At 59.1% G+C, this 21,191-nt stretch carries 20 protein-coding genes; 6 read left to right on the plus strand and 14 right to left on the minus strand.

Going from position 1 to position 21,191, the window contains the following annotated elements; all coding sequences use genetic code 11:
* Positions 1-186 precede the first annotated feature (186 nt).
* The gene (rpsU, locus tag PSH65_RS02885; protein WP_002551877.1) at positions 187-402 is read right to left on the minus strand and encodes a 30S ribosomal protein S21; all 216 of its coding nucleotides are present in this window, start codon (positions 400-402) and stop codon (positions 187-189) included.
* A gap of 199 nt (positions 403-601) precedes the next feature.
* Here rpsU and tsaD point away from each other — a divergent pair, with 199 nt between their 5' ends.
* Complete coding sequence (tsaD, locus tag PSH65_RS02890) at positions 602-1,627, plus strand: tRNA (adenosine(37)-N6)-threonylcarbamoyltransferase complex transferase subunit TsaD (RefSeq protein WP_305424858.1); 1,026 nt, start codon at positions 602-604, stop codon at positions 1,625-1,627.
* Between the two features lie 23 nt (positions 1,628-1,650).
* Here tsaD and plsY read toward each other — a convergent pair whose 3' ends face one another.
* Positions 1,651-2,220 carry a glycerol-3-phosphate 1-O-acyltransferase PlsY gene (gene plsY / locus PSH65_RS02895; protein ID WP_305424859.1) on the minus strand — a complete coding sequence of 190 codons (570 nt, stop codon included), beginning with the start codon at positions 2,218-2,220 and terminating at the stop codon, positions 1,651-1,653.
* 74 nt (positions 2,221-2,294) lie between these two features.
* Here plsY and folB point away from each other — a divergent pair, with 74 nt between their 5' ends.
* Both folB and folK read left to right on the plus strand, forming a co-directional pair.
* Complete coding sequence (folB, locus tag PSH65_RS02900) at positions 2,295-2,648, plus strand: dihydroneopterin aldolase (RefSeq protein WP_253552248.1); 354 nt, start codon at positions 2,295-2,297, stop codon at positions 2,646-2,648.
* Positions 2,639-3,157 (plus strand): 2-amino-4-hydroxy-6-hydroxymethyldihydropteridine diphosphokinase, encoded by a 519-nt coding sequence (folK, locus tag PSH65_RS02905; RefSeq protein WP_305424861.1) that lies wholly within the window; start codon positions 2,639-2,641, stop codon positions 3,155-3,157. Before folB ends, folK begins: the two co-directional genes overlap by 10 nt.
* A gap of 82 nt (positions 3,158-3,239) precedes the next feature.
* Here folK and PSH65_RS02910 read toward each other — a convergent pair whose 3' ends face one another.
* From PSH65_RS02910 to PSH65_RS02960, 11 genes are all read right to left on the minus strand, one after another.
* Positions 3,240-4,469 (minus strand): multifunctional CCA addition/repair protein, encoded by a 1,230-nt coding sequence (locus PSH65_RS02910; protein ID WP_305424862.1) that lies wholly within the window; start codon positions 4,467-4,469, stop codon positions 3,240-3,242.
* Between the two features lie 63 nt (positions 4,470-4,532).
* Positions 4,533-6,095 (minus strand): SpoVR family protein, encoded by a 1,563-nt coding sequence (locus PSH65_RS02915; protein ID WP_305424863.1) that lies wholly within the window; start codon positions 6,093-6,095, stop codon positions 4,533-4,535.
* Entirely contained in the window at positions 6,092-7,363 is a 1,272-nt protein-coding gene (locus PSH65_RS02920) for a YeaH/YhbH family protein (protein ID WP_007904257.1), read from the minus strand. Before PSH65_RS02920 ends, PSH65_RS02915 begins: the two co-directional genes overlap by 4 nt.
* A gap of 203 nt (positions 7,364-7,566) precedes the next feature.
* Complete coding sequence (locus PSH65_RS02925) at positions 7,567-9,489, minus strand: PrkA family serine protein kinase (RefSeq protein WP_105340959.1); 1,923 nt, start codon at positions 9,487-9,489, stop codon at positions 7,567-7,569.
* A 296-nt stretch (positions 9,490-9,785) separates the two neighbouring features.
* Positions 9,786-10,115 (minus strand): thiosulfate sulfurtransferase GlpE, encoded by a 330-nt coding sequence (glpE, locus tag PSH65_RS02930; protein ID WP_030130002.1) that lies wholly within the window; start codon positions 10,113-10,115, stop codon positions 9,786-9,788.
* A gap of 33 nt (positions 10,116-10,148) precedes the next feature.
* On the minus strand, positions 10,149-11,030 hold the full coding sequence (locus tag PSH65_RS02935) for a symmetrical bis(5'-nucleosyl)-tetraphosphatase (RefSeq protein WP_305424864.1): 882 nt from the start codon (positions 11,028-11,030) through the stop codon (positions 10,149-10,151).
* A complete protein-coding gene (gene apaG, locus PSH65_RS02940; protein WP_305424865.1) occupies positions 11,030-11,410 on the minus strand; it encodes a Co2+/Mg2+ efflux protein ApaG in 381 nt (126 codons plus the stop codon). Before apaG ends, PSH65_RS02935 begins: the two co-directional genes overlap by 1 nt.
* A 115-nt stretch (positions 11,411-11,525) precedes the next feature.
* A complete protein-coding gene (rsmA, locus tag PSH65_RS02945) occupies positions 11,526-12,344 on the minus strand; it encodes a 16S rRNA (adenine(1518)-N(6)/adenine(1519)-N(6))-dimethyltransferase RsmA (RefSeq protein WP_305424867.1) in 819 nt (272 codons plus the stop codon).
* Entirely contained in the window at positions 12,341-13,330 is a 990-nt protein-coding gene (pdxA, locus tag PSH65_RS02950) for a 4-hydroxythreonine-4-phosphate dehydrogenase PdxA (protein ID WP_305424869.1), read from the minus strand. Before pdxA ends, rsmA begins: the two co-directional genes overlap by 4 nt.
* Positions 13,327-14,643 carry a peptidylprolyl isomerase SurA gene (surA, locus tag PSH65_RS02955; RefSeq protein WP_305424871.1) on the minus strand — a complete coding sequence of 439 codons (1,317 nt, stop codon included), beginning with the start codon at positions 14,641-14,643 and terminating at the stop codon, positions 13,327-13,329. Before surA ends, pdxA begins: the two co-directional genes overlap by 4 nt.
* Positions 14,624-17,437, minus strand: a complete 2,814-nt coding sequence (locus tag PSH65_RS02960; protein WP_305424872.1) for an LPS-assembly protein LptD — start codon at positions 17,435-17,437, stop codon at positions 14,624-14,626. The genes surA and PSH65_RS02960 overlap by 20 nt, the downstream gene beginning before the upstream one ends.
* Before the next feature lie 130 nt (positions 17,438-17,567).
* Between PSH65_RS02960 and PSH65_RS02965 the strand changes: the two genes are divergently transcribed.
* From PSH65_RS02965 to PSH65_RS02975, 3 genes are read left to right on the plus strand one after another with little or no spacing between them, the layout of a single operon-like run.
* Positions 17,568-18,587, plus strand: coding sequence for an aminoglycoside phosphotransferase family protein (locus PSH65_RS02965; protein WP_305424874.1), 1,020 nt, complete (start codon positions 17,568-17,570; stop codon positions 18,585-18,587).
* Positions 18,584-19,255, plus strand: a complete 672-nt coding sequence (murU, locus tag PSH65_RS02970; protein ID WP_305424875.1) for an N-acetylmuramate alpha-1-phosphate uridylyltransferase MurU — start codon at positions 18,584-18,586, stop codon at positions 19,253-19,255. Before PSH65_RS02965 ends, murU begins: the two co-directional genes overlap by 4 nt.
* 1 nt (position 19,256) lies before the next feature.
* The gene (locus tag PSH65_RS02975) at positions 19,257-20,021 is read left to right on the plus strand and encodes a TerB family tellurite resistance protein (protein ID WP_305424877.1); all 765 of its coding nucleotides are present in this window, start codon (positions 19,257-19,259) and stop codon (positions 20,019-20,021) included.
* Between the two features lie 138 nt (positions 20,022-20,159).
* Here the strand turns inward: PSH65_RS02975 and PSH65_RS02980 are convergent, their stop codons facing one another.
* Complete coding sequence (locus PSH65_RS02980; RefSeq protein WP_305424878.1) at positions 20,160-21,152, minus strand: alpha/beta hydrolase family protein; 993 nt, start codon at positions 21,150-21,152, stop codon at positions 20,160-20,162.
* Positions 21,153-21,191 lie beyond the last annotated feature (39 nt).

Genomic DNA, 21,191 nt, shown 5'->3' on the forward strand with positions numbered 1-21,191 from the left:
TAGCCTTGGAAGGCTCGTCAGAAAAGACGTGCACCGCTGGCAAAAGAGCCAGGTCTGACGCTGTGAAGCAGGTTTGTCTCGGTCGCGTCTGCGGCTTTGACGGTGAAGCATCAAGCGTTGTCCGCAAATGCCATTAGCCCGGCTGAGGGCCGGGCTTGGCAGAAGCTTGCTACGATCGTCTGTGTATTAGTACAGACGAACGGCGCGGCGCTGTTCGCGCTGAACTTTCTTGGCGTGACGCTTAACAGCGGCTGCTGCTTTGCGTTTACGCTCAGAAGTTGGCTTCTCGTAAAATTCGCGGCTACGAACTTCAGCCAGTACACCGGCTTTTTCGCAGGAGCGCTTGAAACGACGCAGAGCTACGTCGAAGGGTTCGTTCTCTTTTACTTTGACGGCTGGCATCCAGAGCTACCTTCATTCATTACCGGGGTCAACATCCTCGCGGCAAAAGAGCACTTGAAGACGTCGGTTTTTAAGGGTTGCGGATGTTAACCCCTCATCGCTCGGAATGCAAAGCCTCTGATCGAAAACCGCTGGTCGGGGCATCACGCGACGACTATTATGCGCGCCTTCGAATTCAGCCTCTACAAGGCGCAAACCCATGCTAGTACTGGGATTAGAAACCTCTTGCGACGAAACCGGTGTCGCACTTTACGACAGTGAGCGCGGGTTGTTGGCCGACGCGCTGTTCAGCCAGATCGATCTGCATCGTGCCTATGGTGGCGTGGTGCCGGAGCTGGCTTCGCGTGATCACGTCAAGCGCATGCTGCCCTTGATTCGTCAGGTTCTGGCCGAGGCCGGCTGTGTGCCGACCGAGATCGACGCCATCGCTTATACCGCGGGCCCTGGCCTGGTCGGAGCCTTGCTGGTGGGGGCTTCCTGTGCCCAGGCGCTGGCCTTTGCCTGGGGCATTCCGGCCTTGGGCGTGCATCACATGGAAGGTCATTTGCTGGCGCCGATGCTGGAGCCGCAGCCACCGCAGTTCCCGTTCGTCGCTTTGTTAGTGTCCGGTGGTCATACACAGCTGGTTCAGGTCGACGGGATTGGCCATTACACGCTCTTGGGCGAGACCCTCGACGATGCTGCCGGCGAAGCATTCGACAAGACCGCGAAGATGATGGGCCTGAATTATCCGGGCGGTCCGGAGATCGCACGTCTGGCGGAGCAGGGCGTTGCAGGACGTTTCACTTTCCCGCGTCCGATGTGTGATCGTCCAGGCTTGGCGTTCAGCTTCAGCGGCCTGAAAACCTTTGCTCTGAACACCTGGCAGCAGAGCGTCAACGCCGGGGACGACAGCGAGCAAGCCCGTTGCGACATCTCGCTGGCGTTCCAGCAGGCCGTGGTGGAGACTTTGACCATCAAGTGCAAGCGAGCCCTGAAACAGGCGGGTCTCAAGCGTCTGGTCATCGCGGGGGGCGTCAGCGCCAACAAAGCGCTGCGTACTTCACTGGAGAAAATGCTCGGCGACATGAAGGGCGATGTGTTTTATGCCCGTCCGGAGTTCTGCACCGATAATGGCGCGATGATTGCGTTTGCCGGCTGCCAGCGCTTGCAGGCCGGCCAGCATGAAAGCCTGGCGATCAGCGTGCAGGCGCGTTGGCCGATGGAGCAACTGTCGGCGCTGTGATGAGCGGCGCTCACGTGCGGTATTTAAAAATGCCGTTCGCGCCCGGCAAACAGGTCGCGTAGATTGCCGCGATGACGCCAGACGATCAGGCCCGTGAGCGCGCTCATGGGCAGCAGTGCCGTCGGTTCTTGCCAGGCCAGCAACGGCAGGGTCAGTGGTGTGGCAATCAGGGCGGCGAGGGAGCTGGTGCGGGTCAGGTAGAACGTCAGCAGCCAGGCGCAGACCGCCAGCAGCGCGGCGGGCGGGTAGAGTCCCAGGAGCATGCCGGCCGCAGTGGCGACACCCTTGCCACCGCGAAAGCGGAAGTACAGAGGAAACAGGTGACCGATAACGGCGCAGACGCCGATCCAGGCCTGTTCTTGCAGTGAAAGGCCCATTGCACCTGCGATCAATACGGGCAGCAGGCCTTTGTTCAGGTCGCCGAGCAAGGTCAGGATGGCGAGCTTCTTGCCGGCCAAGCGCAACATGTTGGTGGCACCGGCATTGCCCGAGCCACTCATTCGCGGATCGGGGTTACCGGTCAGGCGGCTGAGCAAAATGGCGAAGGACAGAGAGCCGAGCAGGTAGGCGAGGATCGCCAGTAACCAAAACATGCTAACTATTCCGGGCGAGGACGCCCTGATTCTAACGGCGCATTGCGCCCTTGTCGTGCAGTGGAGAGAAGTGCTTGGACAGAGTGTTTATCGAGGGCCTGGAAGTCGACACCGTGATCGGTGCCTACGACTGGGAACGAGGCATCCGACAGTGTCTGCGACTTGATCTGAGCTTCGCCTGGGACAATCGCCCGGCCGCCGCCGGTGATGACCTGACCCTGGCGCTCGACTACGCGAGCGTTTCGTCGCGCATCCAGGCGTTCGCCGAGCAGGCGCAGTTCCAGCTGGTGGAGACCTTTGCCGAGCGTCTGGCGGAAGTGCTGATGAGCGAATTCAAGATCACCTGGATGCACCTCAAACTGACCAAGCCAGGTGCCGTCCCGGCGGCCACAGGTGTGGGTGTGGAGATCGAGCGCGGATGTCGCTGACTCAGGTGTATCTCGGGCTCGGTAGCAATATCGAGCGCGAATCCCATTTGCAGGCAGGCCTGGACGCCTTGGCGGGTTTCCTGGTGGATATGCGCTGCTCGGCGGTATTCGAAAGCCAGCCGGTGGGGATCAAGAGCGGGCCGTTTTTCAACTTTGTGGTCTCGGCTTTCACCGATCTGCCGCTGATGGAGCTGGATCGACGGTTGAAATTCATCGAAGCGGATAACGGCCGTTATGCGCCGGACCGCAAGGGCTTGCCGCTGGATATCGACGTACTGCTGTTCGGCGACCTGGTGGGCAACTTCGACGGTTTGATCTTGCCGCGTGCAGAGATTCTGAAAAATGCCTTCGTGCTGTGGCCGTTGTCGCTGATTGCGCCGGATAGAGTGCATCCGGGCGTAGGCAAGAGTTTCGCGACTCTGTGGAGTGAGGCGCAAATCGATCAGGTGTTGGCGCCGGTGGCGTTTGAGTGGCGGGGCCAACAGTTGACCCCTTCCGATTTGCTTTGACGCTGCTGACGCTTTCGCGGGCAAGCCCGCTCCCACGGGTTCTATGCAAAATCCTGTGGGGGCGGGCTTGCCCTTGATGCTTTCAAACTGACGCCGCCGCTTTGTAAACCTTCAACGCCTTGAGCCGCTCGCGCTTGATCGCCTCGCCCAACTCCGGCCCCTTGAAGCCCTTCTCCAGCAACGGCTGAACCGCAACACTTCGCGCCGCAGTTGCCGCGCCCCGCAAATAATCAGCCTGTGGATAACTTCTTTGCTCCAGGCCTTTACGCCCCCGAGCGTCCATCTCGCACGCCGCGATAAATTCCTCAAAGCGCTGAGGTCGACGATAAACGTCGAAACTCTGCAGTAACTCCAGCAAGGTCGACGGCTTCAACTCCAGCGCCCGATGGCCATGGGTGTGATACTCGCCCACCAGCAGCGCCAGTTCCTGACAATCTTTCGGTGCCTTGAAGCGCTCGTTAACCGCTTTGATCAGCTTCAGGCCTCTGTGTTCGTGGGCGATGTGGCGGGGCCATTCTTCCTCGGGCGTCAGTCCTTTGCCCAGGTCATGCAGCAGGCAGGCCCAGCGCACGGTCAGCGGTTGTTTGTGCAGCGCCGCTTGCTCCAGCACGCTCAGGGTATGCACGCCCGTGTCGATTTCCGGGTGATGGGCTGCGGGTTGCGGTACACCGAACAGCGCGTCGACTTCCGGCATCAGTACCTTGAGCGCGCCGCACTCGCGCAGCACCTCGATGAATACTTGGGGTTGGTCTTCCATCAGTGCGCGGGCGATTTCTTTCCAGCTGCGCTCGGGAGTCAATGCCTCCAACTCACCCGATTCGCTGAGTTGGCGCATCAGCTCCAATGTCTCGGGGGCGACGGTGAAACCCAGTTCCGCATAACGCGCGGCGAAGCGGGCAACGCGCAGAACACGGAGCGGATCTTCGGCGAAAGCGGGGGAAACGTGACGAAGCAGGCGCGCCTGTAGATCCCGCTGGCCATGGTAGGGGTCGGTCAGGTTCTGCTGGGCGTCTTCGGCCATGGCGTTGATCGTCAGGTCGCGACGAATCAGATCTTCTTCGAGCGTGACGTCGGGGCTGGCGTGAAAGATGAAGCCGCCGTAGCCGCGCCCGTTTTTGCGTTCGGTGCGAGCGAGGGCGTATTCCTCACCGCTTTTGGGGTGAAGAAATACCGGGAAGTCCGCGCCCACTGGACGAAAGCCCTTGGCGAGCATTTCTTCGGTGGTGGCGCCCACAACGACCCAGTCGATATCGGTGACAGGCTTGCCCAGCAGGCGATCGCGTACAGCACCGCCGACTTTATAAATCTGCATAAAAACCTCCGTTAGCCCGACAGAATAACCTTTGCGTCGAACTTCCGGAGGCAGAAAACAGGATCAAAGATGAATGACTGCCAGGTCCAGCCGGCCGTAATCCCCCTCGCCATGTTCGCCTCTGGGCGGAACATGGTGGGTTTTCATCACCTGATCCCCTTGCAGGGTTTCCAGGTGAATGTCGAAGCCCCACAGGCGGTGCAGGTGTTTGAGCACTTCGTCAGTGGAATCGCCCAGCGGTTTACGGTCGTGTTGCTGGTGGCGCAAGGTCAGGGAGCGGTCGCCACGCCGGTCGATGCTGTAGATCTGTATGTTGGGTTCGCGATTGCCCAGGTTGTATTGCGCCGCCAGGGTTTCACGAATGGTTCGATAGCCCTCTTCGTCGTGTATCGCCGGAACCAGCAGATCGTCCTTCTGATCGTCATCGAGGATGCTGAACAGCTTGAGGTCGCGGATCACCTTGGGTGACAGATATTGAAGGATGAAACTCTCGTCCTTGAAGCTGCTCATGGCGAATTTGATGCTGGACAGCCAGTCGGTGCCGGCTATTTCCGGAAACCAGCGATAGTCCTCTTCGGTGGGCGCTTCGCATATCCGGCGGATATCGCGATACATGGCAAAACCCAGGGTGTAGGGGTTGATGCCGTTGTAGTAGGGGCTGTCAAAGCCCGGCTGAAACACCACGCTGGTATGGGACGTCAGGAACTCGATCATGAAGCCATCAGTGACCAGGCCTTCGTCGTACAAGTCGTTCATCAAGGTGTAGTGCCAGAACGTGGCCCAGCCTTCGTTCATCACCTGTGTCTGGCGCTGTGGATAAAAATACTGGGCGATCTTGCGCACAATCCGCACGATTTCCCGCTGCCAGGGCTCCAGCAACGGGGCGTGTTTTTCGATGAAATACAGAATGTTTTCCTGAGGTTCGGCGGGGAAACGCGCGTTGTCCTTGTCGCTGTATTTGTCCGCGCCTTTTGGAATGGTCCGCCACAAATCGTTGATCTGCTTCTGCAGATGCTCTTCCCGATCCTTCTGCCGACGGCGTTCTTCTTCGGCGGAAATCGGATAAGGGCGTTTGTAACGGTCGACGCCGTAATTCATCAACGCATGGCAGGAATCGAGCAAGTCCTCTACCGCGTCGATGCCGTGGCGTTCTTCGCACTGCATGATGTACTGCTTGGCGAACACCAGGTAATCGATGATCGAGCTGGCGTCGGTCCAGGTGCGGAACAGGTAATTGCCTTTGAAAAAGCTGTTATGGCCATAGCAGGCGTGAGCCACCACCAGAGCCTGCATGCAGATGGTGTTTTCTTCCATCAGATAGGCGATGCAAGGGTCCGAGTTGATCACAATCTCGTAGGCCAGACCCATCTGGCCGCGGCTGTAGGATTTTTCGGTGCTGAGGAAGTGTTTGCCATAGGACCAATGGTGATAGCCCAGGGGCATGCCGACAGAGGCATAGGCGTCCATCATCTGCTCGGCGGTGATCACCTCGATCTGGTTGGGGTACGTATCCAGCGCGTAGCGGGCCGCGAGACGACTGATTTCGCGGTCGTAGGCCTGGATCAGCTCGAATGTCCATTCGGAGCCGGTGGAAATGGGTTGGCGCTTCTGCTCTTTGGCGGTCATGTCACTAACCTGCGCTGGAAGAGTTCACGAAAGACCGGATAGATATCCCCGGCCGAGACCAGTTGCTGCTGGGCAAAAGTGTCAGAGAAGGCTTCGGCGATGCGTTCGTACTCGAACCACAGGGCCTGGTGTTCGCGCGGGGTAATCTCAACATAAGTGTAGTACTGCACGAACGGCATGATCTGATTGATCAGGATGTCGCGGCAGATCGGCGAATCGTCGTTCCAGTTGTCGCCGTCGGACGCCTGGGCGGCGTAGATGTTCCATTCATTGCTCGGATAACGTTCGGCCATGATCTCTTGCATCAGTTTCAGGGCGCTGGAAACGATAGTGCCGCCGGTTTCCCGGGAGTAGAAAAACTCCTCCTCATCCACTTCGCGGGCGCTAGTGTGGTGGCGGATGAACACGACGTCGATTTTGTCGTAGTTCCGCTTGAGGAACAGGTACAACAGGATGAAGAAGCGTTTGGCGATGTCCTTGGTCGCCTGGGTCATGGAGCCGGACACGTCCATCAGGCAAAACATCACTGCCTTGGAGCTGGGGTTTGGCTGCTTGATCAGCAGGTTGTACTTGAGGTCGAAAGTGTCGAGAAAGGGCACTCGGTGAATGCGCGCACTGAGTTTCTCGATTTCTGCTTCCAGTTCCTGGATATCGCCAAAGTTGTCCGGTTCCTCCCGTTTAAGCCGCAGCAATTCCTCTTTGACTTCACGCAACTTCGCCCGGCTGCTGCCGGACAAGGCAATGCGCCGGGCATGGGCCGAGCGGAGTGTGCGGATAATGTTGATCCGTGACGGGTTGCCCTCGTTGCTGATGCCGGCGCGTACGGTCTTGAAGGTGTCGGTGCCGGTCAGGTGGCGTTTGACCAGGTTGGGCAGCTCAAGGTCCTCGAACATGAATTCGAGGAATTCCTCCTGGGTAATCTGGAAGACGAATTCGTCCATCCCTTCACCCGTGTTGCCGGCCTTGCCGGGGCCTCTGCCGCCGCCACCTCCGGGCGGACGGGCAATGTGCTCGCCGCTGGTGAACTCCTTGTTGCCCGGGTGCACGATGGTCTGCTTGCCGCCCCGACCATGGTGAAGCACCGGTTCGTCGATGTCGCGACCGGGAATGCTGATCTGCTCGCCGTGTTCCATATCGGTAATGGAGCGCCGGCTGACCGCCTCTTCGACAGCCTTTTTGATGTGATCACGGTAACGCCGCAGAAACCGCTGGCGGTTTACCGTGCTCTTGTTCTTGCCATTGAGACGTCGGTCGATCACATAGCTCATGACTGCTCCTTAGAAGCTGTCCTGAAAGGGGCGAGCGCTAACGCAGCATAAGGCCAGTGCCGGGGATGTGTACACGCTCCCCCCAAGCGCTTTGATGCTGCCTGAACCTCGCTACCGCATTTCGGACACCTCCAGAGGCCTGTGTAACAGAAAAAGCGTAAACAGGCCTCGGGCTAACGACAACCGGTCTGACCGGCAGCGGGTTACTGTGATTTTCTGACCCGCAAGTACCACTCGGACAGCAGTCGTACCTGTTTGTCGGTGTAGCCCCGCTCGACCATCCGTGTGACGAAGTCGTTGTGCTTCTGCTGATCCTCTTTGCTGGCCTTGGCGTTGAAGCTGATGACCGGCAGCAAGTCCTCGGTGTTGGAGAACATTTTCTTCTCGATGACCACCCGCAGTTTTTCGTAGCTGAGCCAGGTTGGGTTCTTGCCATTGTTGTTGGCTCGGGCGCGCAGTACGAAGTTGACGATTTCGTTGCGGAAATCCTTCGGATTGCTGATACCGGCCGGTTTTTCGATTTTCTCCAGTTCTTCGTTCAGGGCTACGCGGTTGAGAATCTCGCCGGTTTCCGGATCGCGGTATTCCTGATCCTGAATCCAGAAGTCGGCGTACAGCACGTAGCGATCGAAGATGTTCTGGCCGTACTCGCTGTAAGACTCGAGGTAGGCAGTCTGGATCTCCTTGCCGATGAATTCGATATAACGCGGCGCCAGGTACTCTTTCAGGAAGCGCAGATAGCGTTCGCGGGTCTCGGCCTGGAACTGTTCCTGTTCGATCTGTTGTTCCAGCACGTAGAGCAGATGCACCGGGTTGGCGGCGATTTCGTGCGGATCGAAGTTGAAGACCTTCGACAGAATCTTGAAGGCGAAGCGGGTCGACAGACCGTTCATGCCTTCGTCGACACCCGCTGCGTCGCGGTATTCCTGGATCGACTTGGCCTTCGGGTCGGTGTCCTTGAGGTTTTCGCCGTCATACACGCGCATCTTGGAGTAGATGTTGGAGTTTTCCGGCTCCTTGAGGCGCGAGAGCACGGTGAACTGAGCAAGCATTTTCAGAGTGTCGGGCGCGCAATGGGCCTTGGCCAGCGAGCTGTTGAACAGCAGCTTGTCGTAGATCTTCACCTCGTCGCTGACGCGCAAGCAGTATGGCACTTTGACGATATAGATCCGGTCGATGAAGGCTTCGTTGTTCTTGTTGTTGCGGAAGGTGTGCCATTCCGATTCGTTGGAGTGGGCCAGCAGAATCCCGGTGAACGGAATCGCCCCAAGGCCTTCGGTACTGTTGTAGTTGCCTTCCTGGGTGGCCGTCAGCAATGGGTGCAGCACCTTGATCGGTGCCTTGAACATTTCGACGAACTCCATCAGGCCCTGGTTGGCCCGGCACAGTGCCCCCGAATAGCTGTAGGCATCGGCGTCGTTCTGCGGAAACTCTTCCAGTTTGCGAATATCGACCTTGCCCACCAGTGCCGAGATGTCCTGGTTGTTTTCATCGCCCGGCTCGGTTTTCGCGACCGCAATCTGGTTGAGGATCGACGGATACAGTTTCACCACGCGGAACTGGCTTATATCGCCGCCGAATTCGGCCAGGCGCTTGGTCGCCCATGGCGACATGATGGTGTTGAGGTAGCGCCGGGGAATACCGAAGTCTTCCTCGAGGATCGCGCCATCTTCAGTGGCGTTGAACAGACCCAGGGGCGACTCGAAAACCGGCGAGCCCTTGATTGCATAGAAGGGCACTTTCTCGATCAGCTGTTTAAGCTTTTCGGCCAAAGATGACTTACCGCCACCGACAGGGCCCAGCAGGTAGAGGATCTGTTTCTTTTCTTCCAGACCCTGAGCGGCATGGCGGAAATACGACACGATCTGGTCGATGCATTCTTCCATCCCGTGGAAGTCCTCAAAGGCCGGATAGCGACGGATCACCTTGTTGGAAAAGATGCGCGACAGCCTCGAATTGGTCGAGGTGTCGAGCAGCTCCGGTTCGCCGATGGCCAGCAAGAGACGCTCGGCCGCGGAGGCGTAGGCGCTGCGGTCCTTTTTGCACAGTTCCAGGTACTCCTGCAGGGAGAATTCTTCCTGGCGTGTGGACTCGAAGCGTTGTTGGAAGTGGCTAAAGATACTCATGACGTCACCTCGCTCGATACGTGGAGCCGACGCCGGATCACTCAGTCGATGCTGGCAGCAACCGAACAGGCAGTTGCTGTTTACCCCCCAGAACTCTTCCGGAACTGACTGCTCCGAAAGCTACTCCCGATGACCCGTGCGCCGGTGTACCGGCTCTCCCCTGTTTTGGATGGCCTGCGCTTAAGGATAGTTGGGAATTCGGGAGGTAAAGGCAAGATGCGTAATTAGTTATGGCAGACCGTTCGTCTGCAATCGCGCGAGCCCGCGGGGGCCGGGGCTTGCGCATTACAAAAAAATTATTCGGAAGTGCCTTGCGCCGTTTCCGAAGGATAGGTCGTACGCCACAGCTCAAAACCGCCATCCATGCTGTAGACGTCGGAGAAACCCTGACTGATCAGGTAAGCGGCCGCGCCCTGGCTGGAATTACCGTGATAGCAGACCACTACTGTCGGCGCGTCGAGGTCAGCGCCTTGAATGAAAGCATGCAGGGAATGATTGTCCAGATGCTTGGAGCCGGCAATGTGCAGCGCGGCAAAAGTGGCCGGATCGCGGACATCGACCACCACCGCGCCTTGTTCGCGCAGGGCCTGGGCCTGTTCTGGGGGGATACGTTTGAATTCGCTCATGGCGGGCTCCTGTGGCTCGGCTGAAAGCGCAGTCTAGCGCGGGGCGCTGGCTGACGTTTGTTCGGGAATAGAGGCGGCGACAGCCGGCTGAGTGTGGCCATGGGCGTCGCATTTACATTGCAGGCGCTCGCCGGTATCGACGTTCATCAGGGTCATGGCGCCACCCCAGACGCAACCGGTGTCGAGCGCAAACAGACCCGGCTCGTTGCATTGGCCTTCGAGCGCCGCCCAGTGACCGAAGATGATCTTCAGGCCTTTGGTCTTGCGCTCCTTGTGGGTGAACCACGGCGCATAACCCGGCGGTGCGGTGTCGACGCCTTCCTTGCCCTTGAGATCAAGCTTGCCGTCACTGGTGCAAAAGCGCATCCGGGTGAAGTAGTTGGTGATGACTCGCAAGCGCGCTGCGCCTTTGAGGTCGTTGTCCCATTTCACCGGCTCGTTGCCGTACATACCGTCGAGGTAAGGCGCGAAGCGGTTGTCGTCGTGCAGGGCTTCTTCGACTTCGGCGGCGCACTTCAAGGCTTTGCGCAGCGACCATTGAGGCGGAATGCCGGCATGGACCAGGGCAATATCGCGCTGTTCGTCGTAATGCATGAGCTTTTGTTGCCGAACCCACTCCAGCAGCTCCCCGCAATCGGGTGCTTCAAGGATCTCGCGCAGCGTGTCGGCCTTCTTCAGGCGTTCGATATTTTGCCCGACCGCCAGCAAGTGCAGATCATGGTTGCCGAGTACGCACACCAGCGACTCACGGATGCTATAGAGGAAGCGCAAGGTTTCCAGTGACTGTGGGCCACGGTTGACGAGATCACCCACCAGCCACAGGCGATCTCGGGCAGGGTCGAAGGCCACTTGCTTGAGCAGGCATTTGAGCGGTTCAAGGCAACCTTGCACATCACCGACGGCATACGTCGCCATCAGTGCAACGCCCCGGGGACCGCCAGACGGAATGGCGCGATGACGGCATCGAAGTGCTTACCGTCTTCGGCGAGCATCTGGTAGGTGCCTTGCATCGTACCGACCTTGGAGGTCATGACGGTGCCGCTGCTGTAAGTATGGCTCTTGCCCACGTCGATCAGCGGCTGCTGGCCGACGACGCCTGCACCGCGAACCTCCTCGACATGCCCGTCACCGTCGGTGATCACCCAGTGCCGTGAAAGCAGTTTGGCAGGCATCAGGCCATTGTTCTGCACGGTGATGGTGTAGGAGAAGGCAAAGCGATTTTGCTCGGGTTGCGATTGTTCTGCCAGATAGCGGGTGACGACGCTGACGTCGACCTGATAACGAGGATCGGACATGCAAAAGGCCTTAGAAACGAAGCGGGACGCGGGGCGTAGCTGATAGAACTCAGTCTAGGCCAAGTATCGGGTAGTAAACCAGAGTGGCGTCCTACCCGATAGCGCTCATCGCCTTTCAGTCGGTGACAGGCTTCTGTAGGACTTGTTCGCTGAGCTTGTCGGCCAGGCGCACGAAGGCAGCCAGATCGAGCTGCTCGGGGCGCAAGCTTCCATCGACGCCGGCGGCTTCGATTTCGGCGTTGCTCAGCAGCAATTTGAGCGTGTTGCGCAATGTTTTGCGACGCTGGTTGAAAGCTTCGCGCACGACGCGCTCCAGCAGTTTGTGATCTTTGGCTGGATGCGGGAGTACCGCGTGAGGCACCAGGCGCACGATGGCCGAATCGACTTTCGGCGGCGGATTGAATGCGCCTGGGCCAACGTTGAATAGATGTTCGACCCGGCAATGGTACTGAACCATGATCGACAGGCGACCCCAGTCACCGCCACCAGGGCCTGCCGCCAGACGCTCGACCACTTCCTTTTGCAGCATGAAGTGCATGTCGCGAATCAGGTTGGCGTTGTGCAGCAGGTGAAAGATCAGCGGCGTAGAGATGTTGTACGGCAGGTTGCCGACGACTCGCAGGCTGTTCGGCGCGGCGTTCAGGCTGTTGAAGTCGAACTTCAGCGCGTCGCCCTGATGCAGGTTGAAGTTGCTCTTGCTGGCGAACTGCTGGTTGAGGATCGGGATCAGGTCCTTGTCCAGCTCCACCACGTCCAGTTGGGCGCCGCTGTTGAGCAGGCCTTCGGTCAACGCGCCCTGGCCCGGGCCGATTTCCAGCAGACGGTCTTCGGGTTTGGCATGAATGGAACGCAGGATGCGGTCGATAACGCCGGCATCGTGCAGGAAGTTTTGGCCGAAGCGCTTGCGCGCCCGGTGTTGGTAATGCTCGGTCATAAACGGGTCTCGGCCATCTGGTAGGCGGTTTCCAGGGCGACTTGCAGGCTGCCGGTGTCGATTTTTCCGCTGCCGGCCAGATCCAGGGCGGTGCCGTGGTCGACCGATGTGCGGATGATCGGCAAGCCGAGGGTCACGTTGACTGCCGCGCCGAAGCCTTTGTATTTCAGCACGGGCAGGCCCTGGTCGTGGTACATCGCCAGCACCGCGTCGCAGTGCTCCAGATATTTGGGGGTAAACAGAGTGTCGGCGGGCAGGGGACCGCGAAGGTCCATGCCCTCGCCGCGCAGGCGCTCTAATGTAGGTTCGATGATGTCGATTTCTTCATGGCCCAGGTGACCGCCTTCACCGGCGTGCGGGTTAAGCCCGCAAACCAGGATGCGTGGCTGGGCGATGCCGAATTTTTCTTGCAGGTCGGTATGCAGGATCCGCGTGACCCGCTCCAGGCGCTCCGGTGTGATTGCATCGGCAATCTCGCGAAGGGGCAGGTGAGTAGTGACCAATGCAACGCGCAAGCCGCGGGTGGCGAGCATCATTACCACTTGCGCGGTATGAGTCAGGTCTGCGAGAAATTCCGTGTGCCCGGAAAAGGCGATTCCGGATTCATTGATCACGCCCTTGTGCACAGGGGCGGTGATCATGCCGGCGAAATGCCCGTCCAGGCAGCCCTGGCCAGCACGCGTCAGGGTTTCCAGAACGAAAGCCGCATTGGCTTTGTCCAGTTGCCCGGCGGTGACCTTGGCGTTAAGCGGCGTATCCCACACATACAGGCTGTTGGCCGGGGCGGGAGCATCGGGCCAGCTGTCCGGCGTTACCAGCAGCAGATCGACAACCACGCCCAGCTGCGCGGCCCGCTCGATGAGCAGGTCGCGGCTGGTAATGGCAATCAGAGGGTGTGGCTGGGCTTGCGAGGCGAGCAGCAGGCACAAGTCGGGACCTATGCCGGCCGGTTCGCCGGGGGTCAACGCGAAACGCTTGGGTTTCACTGCGTTGCCTGGTCTGCACCAGGGAGCTTGATTTCTACATACGCTTCGTCACGGATCTGACGCAGCCAGGTTTGCAGCTCTTCATCGTATTTGCGGTTACGCAGTACGGTCATCGCTTGCTGCTCACGGGCCTGGCTGGTGCTGTCGGTGGCGCGGCGGCCAAGGACTTCCAGAACGTGCCAGCCATATTGAGTCTGGAACGGCTTGGACAGCTGACCTTGTGGGGTCTTGGCCATCACTTCGCGGAATTCAGGCACCAGTGCATTCGGGTCGACCCAGTTCAGATCGCCGCCGTTGAGGGCGGAACCCGGATCTTCGGAGAAGCTTTTCGCCAGTTCGCCAAAGTCTTCGCCCGCTTCGATACGGGAGTAGAGCGATTGAGCCAGGGCTTTGGTTTTTTCTTCATCGCGGATCGGGCTTGGTTTGACCAGGATGTGCCGCACATGCACTTCGTCACGCACCTGGGCTTCACCGCCACGCTTGTCGAGGATCTTCAGGATGATGAAGCCGCCCGGAGTACGCATTGGCTGGGTTACGTCACCCACCGCCATGGTGCTCAGCAGGCGATCGAACGGAGGTGGCAGTTGGGCGGCTTTACGCCATCCCATGTCGCCGCCTTCCAGTGCAGTTTCGCTGGCGGATTTGGTGATTGCCAACTGACCGAAGTCAGCGCCTTGCTTGAGCTGCTGGTAAACCGCATCGGCTTGTTTGGCGGCATTCTGAATCGCGTCGGAGTTGGCGCTTTCCGGCGTAGGAATCAGGATGTTGGCCAGACGGAACTCTTCGGACAGCTGCATCTTGCCCAGGTCGGACGCCAGGAAGTTCTTCACTTCCTGCTCGGACACCTGGATGCGTTCAGCTACACGGCGCTGACGCACACGGCTGATGATCATTTCGCGGCGGATCTGGTCACGAGCGTCGTCATAAGACAAGCCGTCGCGAGCCAGCGCGGAGCGGAATTGTTCAATCGACATGTTGTTGCGCTGGGCAATGGTGCCGACAGCCTGGTTCAGTTCTTCATCGGTAATGCGGATGCCTGAACGCTCGCCGATCTGCAGTTGCAGGTTTTCGACGATCAGGCGCTCGAGCACCTGCTGATCCAGCACGCCCGCAGGCGGTACGGCAGCACCGCGTTTGGCGATGGTTTGCTGAACTTCGTGAACACGCTGGTCCAGTTGGCTCTGCATGACCACGTCGTTGTCGACGATGGCCACCACTTTATCGATGGACTGTACCGCGGCGTTGGCCGCGGTACCCAGGAACAGCGCGCCCAGCATCAGCGGGCGCAGACAATCAGAAAGCTTGGTCTTCACGTTCACGATAACCTTGGATGCCTTTGTCGAGGAAGCTCTCTACCTTGGCGCCGGTGAGGCCGCCGAGTCCCTTCAGAACAATTTGGAGGAAGACGCCGTGGTCGCCTTTTTCGTTTTCCGGGGCGTTCTGACTGAATTCGTCATAGCTGACCCAGTAACGGTTGATCAGGCGCAATTTCCAGCAGCAGTTGTCGTATTCGAAACCACCGAAGGCTTCCAGAGTACGGTTGCGGTTGTAGTCATACTGCCAACGGCTGATGGCGTTCCATTGCGGCACGATCGGCCAGATCACCGAGAAGTCGTGCTGTTTGATCTTGTAGTAGTCCTTCACGTAGCCAGGAGTGCCCGGGGTGCCGTAATCGCCACCACCCACCGACCATTTACCGGTGTTCTGGTCATAGCGGACCTGGTCGTTGCGATAGCGATAACCGGCGTTGATGACCTTGTTCGGGTTGTCTTCAGGCTGGTAGTGGAACATCGCGCTGCCCGAGCGAGGGCTGCGGCTGTCCGGGTCCCAGTTGTAGTCGGCCGTGGTGCGCCAGTCGCGGTTCCAGCGATATTCGTATTCCAGTGCATAAGGCGAAACGCTGGATTTTGCATCGTCGCGGGTTTTCGCATCGATACCTGGCAACTGGACTTCGCGGTCCTTGAAGTACAAGGCCTGGCCTACGCTGATGCGTTGACGTTCGAAGCCGTTATCTTCAATCCAGCGGTTGGTCACGCCCAGCGACAGCTTGTTCTCGTCACCCACACGGTCGGAGCCGGAGAAGCGGTTGTCGCGAAATAGCGAGGCGTAGTTGAAGGTGTATTCGCTGGTGTCGAAAACCGGAATATCCTCCTGGTCTTCCTCAGGTACATAGAGGTAGAACAGGCGCGGTTCCAGAGTCTGGCGATAGTTCTTGCCGAACCATTGAGTGTTGCGATCGAAGTACAGACCGCTGTCGATACTGGCAATTGGGACGCCGCGATTTTGGTTGCTGCCGAATTCACCACCGACGTAATCGGTGCCTGCGGCCGCTGCTGCGTTTTGTTGAGCAACGATTTGACTCTTACCCGTGCCGTCCAGATCCAGCTGATACTGGGTGTACTGATACTTCAGAGATGGCTTCAAGAACCCATAGGTCCAGTTCAACGGCAGGCTGACACCCGGCTTGAGATTCAAACGGTCGCCGGTGGCGCGAGCCAGGCCGGTCACGTTGTTATCAAGACGCGGCTCGACGGTGCCATCTTCGTTAACGAAGTTGCCATTCTTCAAATCGCGGTCAAACCGGACGATTTCCGTCTCATAGTCGAAAACAAGACCGTTCGGGTGATAGGGCAGCGCGCCATTGAAGGTGATCTGCGGCAAACGATCATACGGCGTGATGTTCGAAACAGTCGCCAGCTGATAGGCCTGTGCGTTCAAACGAGCGGTATAGCTGTCGCCACGATAGGTGACAGAACCCTGCTGGTTCACGAAATCGGCACTTTTCACACCAATCTGATCAGTCTGCAGATCCTGGAAGTAATACGGATCGCTGATCTTGGTGTAATCGACCTGAGTCATTACGCGCGAGTCCAGACCACCCTTGTGCTGCCAGTTATACATGTAGCGGGTTTTATCGTAATCGGTTTGTCCGCTGCGCTCGGTATCTTCATCGTTGAGGTACGCGGCGCCGAACTGACCTTCGCTGGACTTGGTCAGGTAGCGGAATTCGCCTTCCATCAACAGGCCACGCTTGGCCATATAGCGCGGGTACAACGTGGCGTCGTAATTCGGTGCCAGGTTGAAGTAGTACGGGGTGACCAGCATGAAGCCGGTGTCGCTGCCGGTGCCGATGGTCGGTGGCAGGAAGCCGGACTGACGGCGGTCGTCGATCGGGAAATAGATGTACGGCGTATACAGAACCGGAATGTCCTTGACCCGCAGCGTCACGTTGGTCGCGGTACCGAAGCCGGTCGCCGGGTTCAAGGTGATGTTGTTGCCCTTGAGCTGCCAGGCGTTGCTGTCCGGTTCGCACGTGGTGTACGTACCATCCTTGAGGCGGATGATCGCGTTCTCGGCACGCTTGGCGTACAACGCGTTACCGCGGATACGGGATTTGTGCATCACGTATTCGGCGTTGTCGATCTTGGCTTCACCGGTGTCGAGTTGCACGTCGGCGTGGTCGCCCACGATCAGTGCGCCATTGTCGCGAACGCGGACGTTGCCGCTCAGTTCGCCACGGCTCTCGGCCTGGTACAGGTTCGCTTCGTCGGCTTCGACCTGCATGCTGCCCTGACGCATGACCACGTCACCGGCCAGGGTAGCGACCTGTTCATCCTGCTTGTAGCGAGAGGCTTTGGCGCCGAGAAAGGTCGGAGCGTCACTTTTATTCGTCTTGTCATTCATGCCAGGACGAATCGGTTCGATATAGGAACCAGAGCAGTAAGGACCGGTTTCGGCCAATTGCGCTGCAGTGAGCTTCTCGCGCGGAACCCAGTCGAGGTGGCTGTAGTCTTCACTACGCGACTTCAGGCCGCGGCCCTTGGACTCGGTAACCAGCACAGGTTTGGCGCCGGTGTCTGCGCTGGAGCCGGTGTCTGCCGGGGCTTCGCCAGTGGCGGAAACTGCGCTGCCGTCATGGACGGGGCGTGGCGGCAATGCAGCAGCCGGCGCCTTTGGCGCACAGTCCCAGGCACCCGAAGCAGAGACTGAGCAGTCATACTGTTCCGCGGCGACCACGAACGAAGTGGCTAGAGGTTGCAGGGCCAGCAGACTGCCGGTAACCAACAACGGAAATTTTTTACGAAACGCGGGGGATTTCAATGCCATCTTATTAGTCCGGGCTTCCTGCGTGCCATCTGCCCGCGGTGTGGGCCGCACGCCTCTCGATGGTCTGAAAAAGATGCTGGATAATAAAGCATGACCCGCTTGACGGCTAGCGCCGTCGGAGACCCTTGCAATGCCTGACCAAGATGTACGCTTGCAACACCTGAAAGTTTGGCTCGATGAACAGTTGGCTATCCTCTTTGCAGAACAAAGTTGGGGCGCCGTGCCCCCGGCCACGTTGACTGCGGCCAGTAGCGACGCGAGTTTTCGGCGCTATTTCCGCTGGGAAGGCGCGGGCCGAAGTTTCGTCGTGATGGACGCGCCGCCGCCCCAGGAAAACTGCAAACCCTTCGTGGATATCGCTTTTCTGCTGGCGAAATCCGGAATAAACGTGCCGAAAATTTATGCCGAAGACCTCGATCGGGGTTTTCTTTTGCTCAATGACCTGGGCAATAAGACTTACCTGGACGTGATCGACAGCGAAAATGCCGATGATTTGTTCAAGGACGCCCTGCAAGCGTTGCTGGCTTTTCAGCAGTTGCCGATGGTAGCGCCGCTGCCAAGTTATGACGTGGCGCTGCTGCGTCGCGAGCTGGAACTGTTCCCTGAGTGGTACGTGAAATGCGAACTGGGCATTGAATTCGACGCGGCGCAGCAAGTGCTCTGGCAGCATGTCAGCGACCTGCTGATAGACAGCGCTCTGGCTCAGCCCAAAGTCCTGGTGCATCGCGACTACATGCCGCGCAACCTGATGATCAGCGAGCCGAATCCCGGCGTGCTGGATTTCCAGGACGCGGTCTACGGGCCCGTGACCTATGACGTGACCTGCCTGTTCAAGGACGCCTTCCTCAGCTGGCCTGAAGAGCGTGTGCGTGGCTGGCTGGAAGATTACTGGCAGCAAGCCGGCGCGCTCGACATCCCGGTGCAGCCTGACTTCGAAGATTTCCTGCGCGCCAGCGACCTGATGGGCGTGCAGCGCCACTTGAAAGTCATCGGCATTTTCGCCCGCATCTGCCATCGCGATGGCAAGCCACGCTACCTCGGCGATGTGCCGCGCTTCTTTGCTTACATAGACGCGGTCATCGCCCGTCGCCCTGAACTGGCGGAGCTGGGTGAATTGCTGGCCGGTCTGCGTGCTGGAGCGACTGCATGAAGGCAATGATTCTGGCCGCGGGTAAGGGCGAGCGCATGCGTCCGTTGACCCTGACCACGCCAAAGCCGCTGGTTCGTGTCGGCGGAGTGCCCCTGATCGAGTATCACCTGCGAGCGTTGGCGGCTGCAGGGTTTACCGAGATCGTGATCAACCATGCCTGGCTCGGTCAGCAGATCGAGGATTATCTGGGGGATGGTTCGCGGTATGGCGTGAGCATTCAGTTCTCGGCGGAAGGTGAGCCGCTGGAGACCGGCGGCGGTATTTTCCGTGCGTTGCCGTTGTTGGGTGACGAGGCCTTTGTGGTGGTCAATGGTGACATCTGGACCGACTACGACTTCAGCGTGTTGCATCAGCCCATCGTCGGGCTTGCTCATCTGGTATTGGCGGACAACCCGGCGCATCACCCGAGTGGAGATTTCACTTTGGTCGATGGCCATGTTCAGGACGGTCGGCCGGATGCATCAACCCTGACCTACAGCGGCATCGCCGTGTTGCATCCGCAGCTGTTTGACGGTTGCTCGGCCGGGGCCTTCAAGCTTGCGCCGCTGCTGCGCAAAGCCATGGCTGACGGGCAAGTGACCGGCGAACACCTGAATGGGCAGTGGGTGGATGTCGGCACTCACGAGCGTCTGGCTGAAGTCGAAACTCTGATAGAAGCGAGACGCTGACATGTTATGGCCAGGGACTCTGATTGGAGCCGGAGCGGGCTTTGCCATAGCCAGCATTCCGGGGGCCATGCTCGGCGCTTTATTGGGACAGGCGCTGGACCGGCGCTTGCACCTGCAGAGCTGGGCGCATCTATGGGAAAAATTCGGTGGCCGCTCGGTGCTGCGCAATGATGAACTGCTGTTCGTGTTACTGGGCCGATTGGCCAAGAGCGATGGGCGGGTAGTGGATGGGCACATCCAGCAGGCGCGGCAGGAAATGCGCTCGCTGGAGATGACCGAATCGGCGCAACGTCGGGCGATTGCGGCGTTCAATCGCGGTAAGTCGGGGCATGATCGGTTGCGCGGTTATCTGCGACGCCTGAGTGCTCAACCCCATGCAGCGGAAGGTGTGTTACGCGCCTGTTGGCGGATGGTCTGGGCTGATGGCCGCGCCGGTAGCAGTGAGCGCGAGCTGATTGCCCAGTGGGGCAAATGGCTGGGGTGGACGCAGCAACAAGTCCAGGCACTGGCGAGCGACTACGAGCCGAAACGCCCATTGGCCAGTGGCGCCGTGACGTACCAGGACGCCTTGCGGCTATTGGGAGTGTCGGCGACCAGTGAGCCGGCGCAAATCAAGCGCGCCTATCGACGCCTGCTCAGTCGCCATCATCCGGACAAGATTGCCGGCAGTGGCGCGACGGCGTTGCAGGTACGTGAGGCAACGGACAAGACTCGTGAATTGCATACGGCCTATACGTTGATTCGTGAGCGGCGGGATTTTCGGTAGCAGGGCAGAGTTGTGTTGCCAGTGATTCCGTCTTCGCGGGCAAGCCCGCTCCCACAGGTTTTATGTCGATAGCAAAAATTGTGTACGACTCAAATCCTGTGGGAGCGGGCTTGCCCGCGATGAGGGCGACTCGGTCTATCAGTCCGCCACAGGCTGCGGATTCAACCAGCCCCGCACCCGACGCACCAATTGCTCTTGCTCGGCCTTGGCATTCCCCGGCAAAGCCTTGAGCGAAACCTGATTGAACCCCGAAGTTTTCAAGCGCTTGCTGGCCTGCAAGCGTTCCAGCGCCGCGTTACGGTCTACCGGCTTGTCCATATAGAAGATATCGGCGGTAGGCAGCTTCAAGGTGGGTGTGAGCTCAGCCAGCTCGGGCTTCGCCGTAACGGGCGTCTGGGCGGCGACCATCACGAGCTTCTCGACTTGCGATGGCTGTTTCTCGCTCAGATAACGCGCGGCCCAGTAAGCACCGGTACCATGGCCCAATACGACGATACTGCGAGCGCTTTGCTGTTCGGCGTAGGCGATGGCTGCATCGATGCGCGCGAAGATTCGCTCCGCGTCGGCTTTGGCCTGTTCTTCGGTGGTTTCGACGATGGCCTTGTCGGCCACATCCGCTTCGCCGCCGGCCGCCTGTTCGATGGGCGTCGCAGTCGTGGAGTCTTTGCTGCCGGCATCAGGCGTTTTGGGCGCTGGCGCCACTTCGACGATACGTGGCGCAATGACTTCGCTTTGCAGGTCCGGCAAGGTGATACTCAGGCTGCTCCACTCGACGTCCGGCAACTTGCGCCGCAATGGGCTGATCGCTTGCGGCCAGTCAACGGTTTCACCGGCGCCCGGGATGATAATCACCGCGCCTTTGGGTTCGGCGGTATTGGCCGGTTTCCACAAGGCGAGAAAGCTGTCGGTGCCGGCTTGCAGTTGTTGCTGTTCCTGCGCAGGGATTTTTCGCTCAAGTGCTGCCGCTTCTTCCTGACTACGCTCAAGCAGTGGCTGGCGTTCGACCGGTTTTTCTTCTGCGGGTGTTTCCGCAGCTGCGGGTGCCGGGTCGGCCGCCTCGACGGAAAACGCGCAAGGCAGGATCAACGACAGGCACAATGCTGGCAGTGCCAGGCGGTAGACAGGGGGCATCGGATATTCCAGGCCAGAAGTTAATCCGGCAGCCTAATG

Source organism: Pseudomonas sp. FP603 (assembly GCF_030687415.1).
Classification (GTDB): Bacteria; Pseudomonadota; Gammaproteobacteria; order Pseudomonadales; family Pseudomonadaceae; genus Aquipseudomonas; species Aquipseudomonas wuhanensis.